Origin of the sequence: Solimonas variicoloris DSM 15731 (genome assembly GCF_000382285.1) — a bacterium.
Classification (GTDB): Bacteria; Pseudomonadota; Gammaproteobacteria; order Nevskiales; family Nevskiaceae; genus Solimonas; species Solimonas variicoloris.
Map to the genome: position 1 here is coordinate 77,987 of NZ_KB907935.1, position 13,119 is coordinate 91,105.

Below are 13,119 nucleotides of genomic sequence, written 5' to 3' on the forward strand. Positions count from 1 at the left end.
GCGCTCAGCGCGGGTACGGCCGGTGCAAGGTGCAGGCCGGATTCAGGCGCACGCCGAAACCCGGCTTGTCGAGCGCGGCGAGACTCAGACGTCCGTTCAGCGGGACCGGCTCGTCGAGCAGCAGCGGATGGAACATCGGCACGACTTCATCGGCTTTCGGCGCCATCATCAGGAACTCGGCGAACGGCGAGTTGTGGCGCGTGATGACGAAATGATAGCTGTAGACCGACGAGCCATGTGGAATCACCAGCGCCCCGCGCGCGTCGGCGAGTGCCGAGATCTTGATCAGCTCGGTCAGGCCGCCGCACCAGCCGACGTCCGGCTGGATGATGTCGCAGCAGCCCATCTCGAGCAGCATGCGAAAGCCCCAGCGCGTCGCTTCGTGTTCGCCGGTCGTCACCAGCATGCCGCGCGGCGCCTGGCGCTTGAGCTCGGCGTAGCCCCAGTAGTCGTCGGGCGACAGCGCCTCCTCGATCCACTTCAGGCCGTGTACGTGGGCGCGCTGTGCGAGTCTGACCGCGTAGTTGAGATCCAGGCTCATCCAGCAGTCGTACATCAGCCAGAAGTCCTTGCCGACACGGGCGCGCATCTCGGCGAGCTCGGCGATGTTCTTGTTCAGGCCTTCCTCGCCCTCGGCCGGACCATGATGCAAGGGCATCTTGCCGCCGATGAAGCCCAGCTTCCTGGCGAGGTCGGGACGGGCACCGGTCGCGTAGAACTGCAGTTCCGGGCGCACCGCGCCGCCGAGCAGCTGGTGCACCGGTTCGCCGCGCAGCTTGCCGAGCAGGTCCCACAGCGCAAGATCGACGCCGGAGATCGCATTGACGACCAGCCCCTTGCGTCCGTAGTACTGCGTCGAGAAGTACATCTGATCCCAGATCTTCTCGATCTCGGCGACGCGCGCGCCCTCGACGAAGCGCGCGAGATGCTTCTCGACGATGTAGGCGGCCGGCTCGCCGCCGGTCGTCACGGCGAAGCCGACCGTGCCGTCGCTGGCTTCGATCTCCACTACCAGCGTGCCGAGCACGTTGATGCCAAAGCTCTGCCGGCTCTGGCGATACTCCGGATAGCGCGCCATCGGCGTGGCGATATGGTCATCGATCCAGTGGCCATCGCCCTGGTCGTGGTAGTCGGCGCCGCCGCCGCGGACAACGTAGGCGCGCACCTGCTTGATGGTCGGCAAACGCATCGAGGAGCTTCCTGAACTTGCGAGAGTGATTCCGATGGCGGGGCGTCAGTACGTCGTCCGTCCGCCGGAGATGTCGAAGGTGCTCGCCGTCGTGAACGAGCAGTCCTCGCTCGACAGCCAGCAGATCATCGCCGCGGTCTCCTGCGGCTCGCCGAGGCGGCCCATCGGGATGCGCGAGCGCATGTACTCGATGTGCTCGGGCTTCATCTGCGTGAGGATCTCGGTGTTGGCGGTCGCCGGCGTGATGCAGTTGACGAGAATGTTCTTCGTCGCCAGCTCCTTGCCGAGCGACTTGGTCAGGCCGATCAGGCCGGCCTTCGACGCGCTGTAATGGGATGCGTTCGGATTGCCTTCCTTGCCAGCGACCGAGGCGATGTTGACGATCCGTCCGTAGCCGTTCTCCAGCATCGACGGCACGATCGCGCGCACGGTCAGCACCGGGCCCATCAGGTTGACGTCGAGTACGCGGCGCCAGACGGCCGGATCGAGTTCCCAGGTCGGGCCGTTGCCGCCGGTGATGCCGGCGTTGTTGACGAGGATATCGATCTTGCCGAAGCGTTCGCGCGTCGCCAGCGCCGCGGCATCCACGGCGTGTTCGTCGGTCAGCTCGACGGTCCGGATCGCGACGCGCTGCGGCCGCGCGAGCGCTGCCTGCGCCTGCTGCAGGCGCTCGGCGTCGATGTCCCACAGCGAGACCGCAGCGCCGGACGCGAGCATGCGCTCGGCGGTGGCGTAGCCGATGCCGCGCGCGCCGCCAGTGATGACGGCGACGCGGCCTTCGAGATCGATGCGGTTCACGGCCGTGCCTGCACGGTGCGCTGCTGCTGGACACCGAGGCCTTCAATGCCGAGGCGCATCGTCTGCCCGGCGCGAAGGTAGACCGGCGGGCGCTGGCCGAAGCCGACGCCGGGCGGGGTGCCGGTCGAGATGATGTCGCCCGGCTGCAGGCTCATGAACTGGCTGACGTACGCGACCAGATAGGCGACGTCGAAGATCATCGTCCGCGTGTTGCCGCTCTGGTAACGATGCCCGTCGACCTCGAGGAACATGTCGAGGTTCTGCACGTCGGCGACCTCGTCGCGGGTCACGAGCCAGGGGCCGAGCGGCGCGAACGTATCGCAGCCCTTGCCCTTGTCCCACTGGCCGCCGCGCTCGAGCTGGTAGGCGCGCTCGGACACGTCGTTGACGACGCAGTAGCCGGCGACGTGCTCGAGGGCCAGCCCGGGCGGCACGTACTTGGCGGTCTTGCCGATGACGACGCCGAGCTCGACTTCCCAGTCGGTCTTCTCGGCGCCCGGCGGAATCTCGACGTCGTCGTGCGGGCCGACGATTGCGCTCGACGGTTTCATGAACAACACCGGTTCGGCCGGTATCGCCATGTTCGATTCGGCGGCGTGGTCGCTGTAGTTGAGGCCAATGCAGACGATCTTGCCGACGCCGCTGACGCAGGCGCCGTAGCGCGGCGTGCCGGTCACGGCCGGCAGGCTGGCCGGATCGAGCGCACGCAGGCGCGCCAGCGTGTCGGGCGACAGGGCCGCGCCGGCGATGTCGGGCACGTGCGCCGACAGGTCCCGCAACTGTCCCTGCGCGTCGACCAGGGCGGGCCGTTCCTGTCCGGGCCGGCCGTAGCGTGCGAGCTTCATGCGATTCCTCCGGTGCCGCTTGTGATTCGGATGTGACGACGCATGATCGCCGAGCGATCGATGACGATCCAATTGAAAAAAAGCTCCGATCGATAGCAAAACGCGATGCATGCGCGCGCATGGGCGCTGCGACGAGGCTCGGTCTCGCCGTTTCGGTCGATCGCAGGAATGCCGACGGCGGCGCGCCGCCGCAGGGGACTCGCGTCAGGCTGCCGTGGCCGCGCCGCCGGCGACGCGCGGCGTCTGCGAGTACTGGCGCAGCAGCGCCACGAAGCGCTCCGCCGGTTCGGCGAGCGTCTCGTGCTTGCGCGTCAGAATCCCGAAGCCTTCGAGGTTGCGGCCGATCTCGATCGGCAGCATCACCAGCAGCTTGGCGCGCAGATGGTCGCGCACCACCGGCTCCGGCAGCATCGCGATCGCGTCGCTGTTCTGCACCAGTTGCAGTGTCGCGAAAATCGAGCCGCATTCGACGACGTTGCCCGGCGAGGCCAGGCGCGCGTGCGCCAGTTCCTCTTCGAACAGGCGGCGCGCCGGGCTCGTCAGCGGCTGCAGGACCCACGGCAGCTCGATCAGCTCGGCGAGGCGCAGGCTGCGCCGGCTGCCGAGCGGATGGCCTGCGCGGACGATCAGCCGCATCGATTCGTTGGCGAGCGGTTCGAAGTCGAATTCGTTGTGCTGCAGCGGATGCGTGAAGCGGCCCAACGCGAAGTCGATCTGCCCGCGTTGCAGCAGTTCGACGATCTGGTCGCTGGTTTCGCCGAGAATGCGCACGTTCAGCAGCGGCCGCTCGGCCTTCAGGTCGGCGACGGCCATCGCCAGCAGATCCGGCGCCGCGCCCATGATCGCGCCGACCGTCAGCTGGCCGTGGCCGCCCCGGCGCTTCACCTCCAGTCCTTCGGCGAAGCGCTGCAGATCGGTGAGAGTACGGCGCGCATAGGCCAGCGTCACCTGACCGAGCGGCGTCGGATGAAGGCCGCGCGCGCGGCGCTCGAACAGCAGGAAGCCGAAAGCCTCCTCGATGTTGGCCAGCATGCGGCTCGCGCTCGGCTGCGCGACGTTGATCTCGGCGGCGGCCTGATGAAGGTTGCCCGTTTCGTCGAGCGCCACGAGCAGCGATAGATGCTTGAAGCGTAGGCGGTTGACCAGCGCCAGCACGGAGCGGGAAGTGCTCATATACGTTTTATGTATCGCTTGGTGAGAATCTCGAACAGGTCTGATATCGATCGCGCGATTATAGTCAGGTCCCGCATCGCGCCGCCCGCAGCGCGCCGCGGGCGGATGCCAGCGCCTCGCCGATTCAAGAAGCCGCCGGTCGCGCCGATACCCGCAGCATCGGGTGCGATGCACCCCGCCAGCGAGGAAGCCGCCGTGTCGTATGCCGCCGTCCGCCAATACCAGGATGCCTCGACCAGTACCGTCAGCGCCGAGCTGTCGCCGCATCGCCTGACGGCGATGCTGTTCGACGGCGCGCTGGCGCGCCTGGCGACGGGCCGCGGCGCGATGGCGCGCGGCGAGCTCGCGATCAAGCTGCGCGCGATGTCCGGCGCGCTGGCGATCGTCGAGCATCTGCGCGCCTGCCTCGACCACCGGGCCGGCGGCGCCGTCGCCCGCAACCTCGATGCGCTGTACGACTACATGCTGCGCCGTCTGGTGCACGCCAACGCCAGCAACGATGTTGCCGCGGTCGACGAGGTGATCGGCCTGCTGCGCCCGCTGCGCGAGGCCTGGGACGCGATCGGCGAGCGCTGACGTGCCATTGCCCGGCCTCAGCTATCGCGACCGCCTGCCGCTGACCTGGCAGACGGTGGCAACAGACGGACCGCCGGTCGACTGGGCCGCGCAGAATCTGCGCATGCTGACGGCGCTGGCCACGCTCGACGAGCGCACGCGCATCGAGCCGGAGACGCCGGGCGCGCAGGAGTTCGAGCGCCTGCATCACAAATTCGATCTGATGATCGAGTTGCTCGGTGCGCTGCTGCGTGCGGCGCAGCCCTTGCCGGCGCCGCGCCCAGTGTGCGTCGGCGCCGAAGGCCTGGCCTGGCCGCTGGACGCCGACTCGCCGGCGCCCGGCGCCTGTGTCGACGTCCGTCTTTATCTGCATCCCTCGCTGCCGGCGCCGCTGCAATGGCGCGGCCGGGTCCTCGCGCACGAGGACGGCGAGGTGCTGCTGCAGTTCGCGCCGTGGCCGGAGGCGCTGGCCGCCGCGGTCGAGCGCCACGTGTTCACCCGGCACCGTCGGTCTGTCGCTGGCGCACGTTCGCCAGTTCAGCGCGGAGACGGCGAAACGGGCTCATAGAATCCGTTACCTCAGTGTTACATCCTTAAATGAGGAACGGAGCCTGCCGATGCGAGTGGTACTGGCGGAGCCGCAGAACCTGGTGCGCGCCGGCCTGCGCCGGTTGCTGGAAGAACATGCCCACGCCGAGATCGTCGGGGAAGCCGCCGACGGCTCACAGTTGCTCGAGCTGACCGGCCGCCTGCGGCCCGAAGTGGTCCTGACCGAGCTGAACCTGCCGCAGATTTCCGGGCTCGAGGCGCTGGCGCAGATCCGCCGCCATTACCCGGAGGTCGCGGTCATCATCCTTTCGTCGCCGACAGATGGCCATCACGTGCGCGTCGCGCTGCGCAGCGGCGCCGCCGGCTTCATCGCCAAGGACGCCGAGCCGATGGAGCTGAGCCTGGCGCTGCGCGCCGTCGAGCGCCATCAGATCTATCTGAGCCCGGCGATCTCGCACAAGGCGATCGAGCGTCGCGCCGACCAGCGCCTCGAAGACGCGGCGGTGCTGACGCCGCGCCAGCGACAGGTGCTGCAGCTGATCGGCCGCGGCAAGTCGACCAAGGAAATCGCCGCGCTGATGGGCATCAGCATCAAGACTGTGGAGACGCATCGCGCGCGTCTGATGCAGGCGCTGGGCCTCTACGGCACCAACGCGCTGATGCGCCACGCGATCCGCAGTGGCCTCGATCACATGCTGGTGTGATGGCGGAATTTCGTCGCAGGTCGGGGTAACCCCGACCTGCGGTGGGGAATAATTTTCTTTGGGGATGCCGCCGAATTCGTAACAGTGTGTCAGCCGATTCGCTCAGGGTCGCGAACAGGGGACACGCCGATGACGAAGATGAACGTGCAGGCCCGCATGGGCCAGCAGATCGCGATGACGCCGCAGCTGCTGCAGTCGATCCGCCTGCTGCAGCTGTCGACGCTGGAACTCGAGCAGGAACTGCGGCAGGCGCTCGCGCAGAACGTGATGCTCGAAGGCGAGGACGACGAACTCGCATACGCCGAACCGGCGCCGGCCGAGGACGAGCGCCAGGACGTCGAGGTCAGTGGCTGCGACGCCGCCGCGACCGGCCGCGTCGAGGCCGATTTCGACTGGTCGGTGCGCGAATCGTGGAGTGGCGGCGAGCCGGTCGACGAGGACGGCGAGCGCTGGGAAGCGCGCGTCGCCGCGGCGCCGCAGACCGATGCGCGCCTCGCCGCGCTCGAACAGCTGCGCCTGGTCGTCGCCGATCGTCGCCAGGCGGCGCTCTGCGCGGCGATCGTCGACGCCGTCGACGACAACGGCTATCTCGAACAGCCGCTCGACGGCATCGCCCGCGAATGCGGCGTCGAGCCGCTCGCCGGCGATGCCGAAATGGCGGCGGCGCTGCGGCTGGTGCAGCACCATGTCGAACCGAGCGGCTTCGCCGCCCGCGACCTGCGCGAATGCCTGACGCTGCAGCTCGATGCGCAGCCGGCGGCGACGCCGGGCCTGGCGCTGGCGCGCCGCATCGTCGCCAGCGGCCTCGAACACTTCGCCGCGCAGGACTACGCCGCGCTCGCCACCGCGTTCGCCGCCGACCGCGCCGCGCTGCACGACGCGCTCGACCTGATCCTGAGCCTCAATCCGAAGCCGGCCAGCGCGCTGGCCGCGCCGGCCGAGGCCGCGCTGCCGGATCTGATCGTCACCGGCACGCCGGGCAACTGGCGCGTCGAGCTCAACGCCGAACGCCTGCCGCGCGTGCGCGTCAACGCCGCCTACGAGCGCATGCTCGGCGCCACCGCGCACCGGGCGCTGCGCGACCAGCTGCAGGAGGCGCGCTGGCTGGTGCGCGGTCTGGAAATGCGCCACGACACGCTGCTGCGCAGCGGCCGCGCGATCTTCGCCCGCCAGCAGGGCTTCCTTGAACGGGGCGAGGAGGGCATGGCGCCGTTGACCCTGCGCGAGATCGCCGACAGCATCGGCATGCACGAATCGACCGTCTGTCGGGTCAGCAGCAACAAATGGGTGGCGACGCCGTGGGGCGTCTATGAATTGAAGGCATTCTTCCCCTCGCAGATCGCGGGTCGGGGGCAGGAAAGCTCAGGCACGGCGGTCAAGGCCTTGATCCGCAAGATCATCAATGCCGAGAACCGTCAGGCGCCGCTGAGCGACGGCGAGATCGCCGCGCTGCTCGCGAGGCAGGGGATCGAAGTCGCGCGGCGCACCGTGGCCAAGTACCGTGAGGCCATGCGCATCCCGCCGGTGAAAGAGCGCGGCATGCAGAACGTGGCACGGCGTTTGCCGCTGGCGGGCTGATCGGACAAAAGGGGCGCGAGCCCCGGGGGGGCAGGGCGGTGACGAAGGTGCGGACGCTGCTGGTCGACGACAATCGGCCGTTCCTGATTCTGGCGCGGCATCTGCTCGCCGGCTTTGCGGAGATCCAGGTCGTCGGCGAGGCCTACGACGGCGAGGAAGCCGTGCGCGCTGCCGAGGAACTGCAACCCGAGCTCATCATCATGGACCTGGCGATGCCACGCATGGGCGGCTTGCAGGCCACGCGCCTGATCAAGGCGCAGGACGCGCCGCCGGTCATCGTCATCGCCTCGCACTACGACGACGCCGCGCATCGGGAATTCGTCGCCCAGGTGGGCGCCGAGGGGTTCATCAACAAGCGCAACTACGAAAACGACGTGATCCAGCTGGTGCGTCGTCTGTTGCGGGAGAGGGGTGATGTCTGAGTCTCGCGTTCTGGTCATCGAAGCGGATGCCGCGCGCGCCGAGGTGCTGCGCGCGGTCCTCGAATTCATCGACTACCGCGCCAGCGTGGTCGCCGATGCCGGCGAGCTGACACTGGCCGCGCAAAAGCCGCAGGACTGGCTGGCGGTCATCGTCGGCGACACGGCGCCGGACAGTCTCGACGCTTTCGTCGCCTGGCTGCGCCGCGACCGTCGCCATCCGCCGCTGATCGTGCTGCAGCCGCAGCACGAGGCGCTGCTGAACCGCTACGGGCTCGACGCCAGTGCCTGCCTGCCGCTCGACGTGCCGGTGCGCTACGCGCAGCTGACCGAGCATCTGAAGCGCGCCGGCCTGCTGCAGATGGAGCAGGAGGTCGGCGCCAAGCGCCTGAGCGGGCCGAGCGGCAACTCGACGGTGATCCGCCGCGTGCGCAAGCTGATCGATCAGGTCGCCGCCTTCGACACCACGGTGCTGATCACCGGGGAGTCGGGCACCGGCAAGGAAGTCGTCGCCCGCGCGATCCACGAGCGCTCGGCGCGCCGCGACCAGCCGTTCGTCGCCGTCAACTGCGGCGCGATTCCGTCGGAGCTGCTGGAGAGCGAGCTGTTCGGCCACGAGAAGGGCGCCTTCACCGGCGCCATCACCGCGCGCCGCGGCCGTTTCGAGATGGCCGACGGCGGCACGCTGTTCCTCGACGAGATCGGCGACATGCCGCTGTCGATGCAGGTGAAGATCCTGCGCGTGCTGCAGGAGCGCACCTTCGAGCGCGTCGGCGCCAACCGCAGCTCGCACTGCGACGTGCGCATCATCGCCGCCACGCACCGCAATCTCGAGGACGCCATCGTCAAGGGCACGTTCCGCGAGGATCTGTTCTACCGCCTCAACGTGTTTCCGATCGAGACGCCGCCGCTGCGCGAGCGCACCGAGGACCTGCCGCTGCTGATCGAGGATCTGATCCAGGCGCTCGAACGCAGCGGCCACGGCTCGGTGCGGCTGGCGCCGGACGCGGTGCACGCACTGCGCAGCTACCACTGGCCGGGCAACGTGCGCGAGCTGTCGAACCTGATCGAGCGTCTGGCGGTGCTGCATCCGCGCGCCGTGGTCGACGCCGCCAGCCTGCCGAAGCGCTACTGCCTCGACGCGCCGGCCGCCGCGAGCGCCATGCCGGCAATGCCGGAGAGCGCCGGCGAGCCGTACTACGGCACGACTTCGATCGCGGCGATGCTGCCGCCGGCGGACGCGACGCTGGCGTCGTCGGCACTGTCGCTCGGCGATCTGCCGGCCGAAGGCATGAATCTCAAGGACCACATCGAGGCGATCGAGCTGTCGCTGATCCGCCAGGCGCTGGCGCAGGCCGGCGGCGTCGTCGCGCACGCGGCGAAGCTGCTCAACACGCGGCGCACGACGCTGGTCGAGAAGCTGCGCAAGTACGGTCTTTCGCGCGAGGCCGGCAGCGACATCGAGCTGGCGTCCTAGCGCTCGCCGCGGGGCCGCGCATGCGCGGCCACGCCGGCTGCCGACGCACCCTCGCTGCAGGCGCCAGCCAGGGCTTCTGTTCGTGCCATGGGCGCTGACGGACCCTGGCGCGCCGGTGCGGCCGCGCAGCCGTCGCCCGCTTCGCTGGCGCGCACCTGCTGCAGCACCCGTTCGAGGTTCGTCGCGCAGCTGACGTCGGCCGGCTGCTCCTCGATGCTGCCGATGATCGCCAGCAGGCGCTGGCGATTGTCGGCCAGGCGCTGCTGCAGGCGCTCGATCTCGCCGACCTTGCGCCTGAGGCTGGCGAGCAGCTCGTCCTGTCGCCATGGCCGGCTTCCCGACTGCGGCAGCAGGGCGCGGATTTCGTCGAGCGTGAAGCCGCAGCGCTGCGCGCTGGTGATGATCTCCAGGACCTGCAGCGCCGCGGGCGGATACTGGCGATAGCCGTTGGCGCCGCGGCGCACGGGAGCGAGCAGTCCACTGGCCTCGTAGAAGCGGATCTTCGAAGCGGCGAGGCCGCTGTGCCGGGCAAGTTCGCCGATCTTCATGGACCTCGTCCGCCTGTTGACCTTCAAGCTGACTTCAAGCTTAGCGTCGGTGCCTCGGCCTGATCCAGCGCCGCGCCCGAAGCTCTGCGGTGCCGCGCGGGATGCAGACACGCGTTGCCACGAGAACAAGGAGGAAATCATGAAGAAGCTGTCGGGCGTTGTGGTCGTCGTGCTGCTCGCCGCCACGCTGGCGTTTGCCTGGACCTTCACGCCGCGGCCGCTGCCGGTGCCCGACGCGCCGGGCCCGCAGCTGCCGCCGCCGCCGGCGGTGCGCGCGACGATCGCGGTCGCCGAGACCGGCGTGCTCGAATCGAATGCGCTGTTCGCCTACCGCGGTGGCGGGTTCGAGCCACGCCCGTTCGGCATGGACGTTTTCGTCGTCCGCCATCCGCAAGGCACGCTGCTGTTCGAGGCCGGCTTCGGCCGCCATCTGCACGAGCATCTGCAGAGCGTGCCCTGGCTGATGCGCGTGCTGTCGAAGGTGCAGCCGGCGACGCCGCTCGACGCCCAGTTGAAGGCTGCCGGCCTGCCGCCGGAGCGGCTGGCCGGCGTGTTTCTGACGCACACGCACTGGGACCACGTCGGCGCCCTGCAGGATCTGCCCGGCGTGCCGGTGTACCTGCCGCGCGTCGAGCGCGACTTCATCGCCCACGGCGGCGAGGCCACCGCGCTGCTGCGCAGCTTCGGCGAGCTGAACTACCGCCTGTACGACTTCGACGGGCCGCCGTACGCCGGCTTCGCGGCGAGCCACGACGTGTTCGGCGACGGCAGCGTCGTCGTCGTGCCGGCCGGCGGCCATACGCCCGGCGCCGTCGTCGCCTTCGTCCGCGGCGCCGATCACGACTACGCGCTGATCGGCGATCAGGCCTGGCAGCGCGAGGGCGTCGATATTCCCGCCGAGAAGCCGTGGCTGTCGCGGCTGATGGTCGACGACGACGCGGCCGGTGTGCGCCGCAACCTCGTCGACCTGCATCGGCTGCAGCAGGCCAATCCGCGACTGCTGGTCGTGCCGTCGCACGACCGTCGCGTGACCGCGACGCTGCCGCGGCTGGCGCCGGCGCAGTCCTGAGCGTCGGCACGGCGGCGGCGATCCCGCACGCCGCCGCGCCATGCGCTGCCGTAGCGGCCGCGGGCCGTGGCCGTGATGCCGGCGGCGGCGGTCGCCGCCGCGCCACGAATCCGTCGCCACGGGCTGACGGGCGGCGCCGTGCGCTCCCGGGCCGCGCACGCGCGTCGGGCCTTTGACGCATCCGGGCGGGAACGGAAGTTGCCTCGATGGCCGCGAACCGTCACGAATTTCCGCACGATGAACGAGATGGACGTCAGTCACGTACTCGCGCAGATCCGCACGCTGCAGGCGCAGGCCGGCGCGGCGCCGGCGCGCGCTGCGGCCGTGGCCCCGGCGGCACAGGACGGCGGCGGCTTCGCGACGCTGCTGAAAACCGCGATTGGCGAGGTCAACCAGTCGCAGAACAGCGCGGCGCAGCTGCAACAGTCCTTCGCGCTCGGCGACCGCGACACCGAGCTGTCGTCGGTGATGCTCGCCAGCGCCAAGGCGCAGGTGCAGTTCAAGGCGATGACCGAGGTGCGCAACCGCCTGGTGGCGGCGTACCAGGACATCATGAACATGCCGCTGTAAGGGGCCGCGCACCATGGCTACGCTTTCACTGCCCGCCGCCCGTCAGCTCAAGGACATTCCGGCCCTGCGCCAGCTCGCGGTGCTGGCCGGCATCGCCGTCGCCGTGGCGATTGGCCTGGCGATCTGGTCCTGGTCGCAGAAGCCGGGCTACGTGCCGGTCTACGCCGGCCTGTCCGACAAGGATTCGGCGGAACTGGCCGACGCGCTGCGCGCCGCCGACATTCCGATGAAGCTGGAGGCCGGCACCGTCACCGTGCCGCAGGCGCAGCTCTATGACGCGCGTCTCAAGCTCGCCGCGCAGGGCCTGCCGCGCGGCAGCAGCCAGGGTTTCGAGCTGATCCAGCAGGAGCAGGGCTTCGGCACCAGCCAGTTCATCGAGAACGCGCGCTACCAGCACGCGCTCGAAACCGAGCTGGCGCGCACCATCGGCAATCTGCAGCCGGTGCGCGCCGCGCGCGTGCATCTGGCGATCCCCAAGCCCTCGGCGTTCGCGCGCAAGAGCGATGCGCCGAGCGCCTCGGTATTCATCGAGCTGTACTCGGGCCGCCAGCTCGAAGGCGACCAGGTCGCCTCGATCGTGCACCTCGTCGCCGCCAGCGTGCCGGGCCTGCTGCCGGCGGCGGTGACGGTGATCGACCAGTTCGGCCATCTGCTGACCAACGATGCCGACAGCGCGCTGGCCAAGACCGCCGAGCAGTTCGACTACACGCGGCGCGTCGAGTCGGACTACCAGCGGCGCATCGAGCAGCTGCTGACGCCGATGGTCGGTGCCGGCCGCGTCAACGCGCAGGTCGCCGCCGATCTCGATTTCGCCGAAACCGAGGAAGCGCGCGAACAGTACGGCGCCGATCCCGCCAAGCTGCGCAGCGAGCAGACCTCTGAAGACATCCAGCGCGGCGCCGCGAAGACGCCGGCCGGCGTGCCCGGCGCGACCAGCAATCAGCCGCCGCCGCAGACCGCGAATCCGCCGCTGAACCAGCTGGCCGGCGGCGCCGCGGCCGGCAGCGACGGCGACCTGCAGTCGCAGAGCCGTCAGGCAACGCGCAACTACGAGCTCGACCGCACCGTCAGCCACACCCGGCAGTCGGTCGGCCGCCTCAAGCGCCTGTCGATCGCGGTGCTGGTCGATCACGTGCCGCGCGTTGAAGGCGAGGGCAAGGAACAGAAGACCGTGCTCAAGCCGCTGAGCGCGGACGAACTCGCCAAGGTCGAAGCGCTGGTCAAGGAGGCGGTCGGCTTCGATGCCGCGCGCGGCGACTCGGTTTCGGTGCAGAACTCCGCCTTCATCGTCGGCGAGACGCTGACGCCGGAGGCGCTGCCGGTCTGGGAACAGCCGCAGGTGCTGTCGATCGCGCGTCAGGCCGGCGGCGTGCTGCTGGTGCTGGCGCTGATCGTCTTCATCCTGCGTCCGGCGCTGCGCCAGCTGCTCGGCGCCTCGACCGGTGCGCCGGCGCTCGAAGGCACGGTCGAGGACACGCCGGCGGCGCCGCCGCTGGTCGACGATCGCGTGACGCTGAGCAGCGAGCCGCCGCCGCCGTCGCCGTACGAGCAGCGCCTGCAGCTTGCGCGCAAGGCGGTCGCCGAGGACCCGAAACGCGTCGCCCAGGTCGTCAAGAGCTGGATCGGCCAGGAGGGCGCATGAAGC

At 69.6% G+C, this 13,119-nt stretch carries 14 protein-coding genes; 9 read left to right on the forward strand and 5 right to left on the reverse strand.

The window, feature by feature from the left end; all coding sequences use genetic code 11:
* Nucleotides 1-4: 4 nt before the first annotated feature.
* From rhmD to H149_RS0113040, 4 genes are all read right to left on the reverse strand, one after another.
* Nucleotides 5-1,189, reverse strand: coding sequence for an L-rhamnonate dehydratase (rhmD, locus tag H149_RS0113025; protein WP_020650203.1), 1,185 nt, complete (start codon nucleotides 1,187-1,189; stop codon nucleotides 5-7).
* Nucleotides 1,190-1,234: 45 nt separating this feature from the next.
* Nucleotides 1,235-1,987 (reverse strand): SDR family NAD(P)-dependent oxidoreductase, encoded by a 753-nt coding sequence (locus H149_RS0113030; protein WP_020650204.1) that lies wholly within the window; start codon nucleotides 1,985-1,987, stop codon nucleotides 1,235-1,237.
* Nucleotides 1,984-2,832, reverse strand: a complete 849-nt coding sequence (locus H149_RS0113035) for a fumarylacetoacetate hydrolase family protein (RefSeq protein ID WP_020650205.1) — start codon at nucleotides 2,830-2,832, stop codon at nucleotides 1,984-1,986. Before H149_RS0113035 ends, H149_RS0113030 begins: the two co-directional genes overlap by 4 nt.
* Before the next feature lie 204 nt (nucleotides 2,833-3,036).
* Nucleotides 3,037-4,005 (reverse strand): LysR family transcriptional regulator, encoded by a 969-nt coding sequence (locus H149_RS0113040; RefSeq protein WP_020650206.1) that lies wholly within the window; start codon nucleotides 4,003-4,005, stop codon nucleotides 3,037-3,039.
* 168 nt (nucleotides 4,006-4,173) lie between these two features.
* On the opposite strand from H149_RS0113040, the gene fliS reads away from it, so the two are divergent.
* From fliS to H149_RS24235, 6 genes are all read left to right on the forward strand, one after another.
* Nucleotides 4,174-4,581 carry a flagellar export chaperone FliS gene (fliS, locus tag H149_RS0113045; RefSeq protein WP_020650207.1) on the forward strand — a complete coding sequence of 136 codons (408 nt, stop codon included), beginning with the start codon at nucleotides 4,174-4,176 and terminating at the stop codon, nucleotides 4,579-4,581.
* Nucleotide 4,582: 1 nt separating this feature from the next.
* Nucleotides 4,583-5,128, forward strand: a complete 546-nt coding sequence (locus H149_RS0113050; protein ID WP_154654799.1) for a PilZ domain-containing protein — start codon at nucleotides 4,583-4,585, stop codon at nucleotides 5,126-5,128.
* Between the two features lie 49 nt (nucleotides 5,129-5,177).
* Nucleotides 5,178-5,813 (forward strand): response regulator, encoded by a 636-nt coding sequence (locus H149_RS20925; protein WP_039748963.1) that lies wholly within the window; start codon nucleotides 5,178-5,180, stop codon nucleotides 5,811-5,813.
* A 129-nt stretch (nucleotides 5,814-5,942) separates the two neighbouring features.
* The gene (gene rpoN / locus H149_RS0113060; protein ID WP_020650210.1) at nucleotides 5,943-7,391 is read left to right on the forward strand and encodes an RNA polymerase factor sigma-54; all 1,449 of its coding nucleotides are present in this window, start codon (nucleotides 5,943-5,945) and stop codon (nucleotides 7,389-7,391) included.
* A gap of 47 nt (nucleotides 7,392-7,438) precedes the next feature.
* Nucleotides 7,439-7,813: a response regulator gene (locus H149_RS0113065; RefSeq protein WP_245540521.1), complete on the forward strand. Its 375-nt coding sequence runs from the start codon at nucleotides 7,439-7,441 to the stop codon at nucleotides 7,811-7,813.
* The gene (locus H149_RS24235) at nucleotides 7,806-9,287 is read left to right on the forward strand and encodes a sigma-54 dependent transcriptional regulator (RefSeq protein ID WP_020650212.1); all 1,482 of its coding nucleotides are present in this window, start codon (nucleotides 7,806-7,808) and stop codon (nucleotides 9,285-9,287) included. The genes H149_RS0113065 and H149_RS24235 overlap by 8 nt, the downstream gene beginning before the upstream one ends.
* On the opposite strand, the gene H149_RS20930 is transcribed toward H149_RS24235, so the two are convergent.
* Entirely contained in the window at nucleotides 9,284-9,835 is a 552-nt protein-coding gene (locus H149_RS20930) for a MerR family transcriptional regulator (protein ID WP_020650213.1), read from the reverse strand. The genes H149_RS24235 and H149_RS20930 overlap by 4 nt on opposite strands.
* 139 nt (nucleotides 9,836-9,974) lie before the next feature.
* On the opposite strand from H149_RS20930, the gene H149_RS20935 reads away from it, so the two are divergent.
* The 3 genes from H149_RS20935 (at nucleotide 9,975) to fliF (ending at nucleotide 13,116) form a co-directional block, all read left to right on the forward strand.
* Complete coding sequence (locus H149_RS20935) at nucleotides 9,975-10,904, forward strand: MBL fold metallo-hydrolase (protein WP_020650214.1); 930 nt, start codon at nucleotides 9,975-9,977, stop codon at nucleotides 10,902-10,904.
* A gap of 237 nt (nucleotides 10,905-11,141) precedes the next feature.
* Nucleotides 11,142-11,474 carry a flagellar hook-basal body complex protein FliE gene (gene fliE, locus H149_RS0113085; protein ID WP_020650215.1) on the forward strand — a complete coding sequence of 111 codons (333 nt, stop codon included), beginning with the start codon at nucleotides 11,142-11,144 and terminating at the stop codon, nucleotides 11,472-11,474.
* Between the two features lie 13 nt (nucleotides 11,475-11,487).
* Nucleotides 11,488-13,116: a flagellar basal-body MS-ring/collar protein FliF gene (fliF, locus tag H149_RS0113090; RefSeq protein ID WP_020650216.1), complete on the forward strand. Its 1,629-nt coding sequence runs from the start codon at nucleotides 11,488-11,490 to the stop codon at nucleotides 13,114-13,116.
* The last annotated feature ends 3 nt before the right edge of the window (nucleotides 13,117-13,119 follow it).

Coding starts and splice junctions, on each gene's coding strand:
- rhmD (WP_020650203.1), bottom strand. CDS start 1,189: ATGCGTTTGCCGACCATCAAGCAGGTGCGCGCCTACGTTGTCCGCGGC.
- fliF (WP_020650216.1), top strand. CDS start 11,488: ATGGCTACGCTTTCACTGCCCGCCGCCCGTCAGCTCAAGGACATTCCG.
- H149_RS20925 (WP_039748963.1), top strand. CDS start 5,178: ATGCGAGTGGTACTGGCGGAGCCGCAGAACCTGGTGCGCGCCGGCCTG.
- rpoN (WP_020650210.1), top strand. CDS start 5,943: ATGACGAAGATGAACGTGCAGGCCCGCATGGGCCAGCAGATCGCGATG.
- fliE (WP_020650215.1), top strand. CDS start 11,142: ATGAACGAGATGGACGTCAGTCACGTACTCGCGCAGATCCGCACGCTG.
- H149_RS0113035 (WP_020650205.1), bottom strand. CDS start 2,832: ATGAAGCTCGCACGCTACGGCCGGCCCGGACAGGAACGGCCCGCCCTG.
- H149_RS20935 (WP_020650214.1), top strand. CDS start 9,975: ATGAAGAAGCTGTCGGGCGTTGTGGTCGTCGTGCTGCTCGCCGCCACG.
- H149_RS24235 (WP_020650212.1), top strand. CDS start 7,806: ATGTCTGAGTCTCGCGTTCTGGTCATCGAAGCGGATGCCGCGCGCGCC.
- H149_RS20930 (WP_020650213.1), bottom strand. CDS start 9,835: ATGAAGATCGGCGAACTTGCCCGGCACAGCGGCCTCGCCGCTTCGAAG.
- H149_RS0113040 (WP_020650206.1), bottom strand. CDS start 4,005: ATGAGCACTTCCCGCTCCGTGCTGGCGCTGGTCAACCGCCTACGCTTC.
- fliS (WP_020650207.1), top strand. CDS start 4,174: ATGCACCCCGCCAGCGAGGAAGCCGCCGTGTCGTATGCCGCCGTCCGC.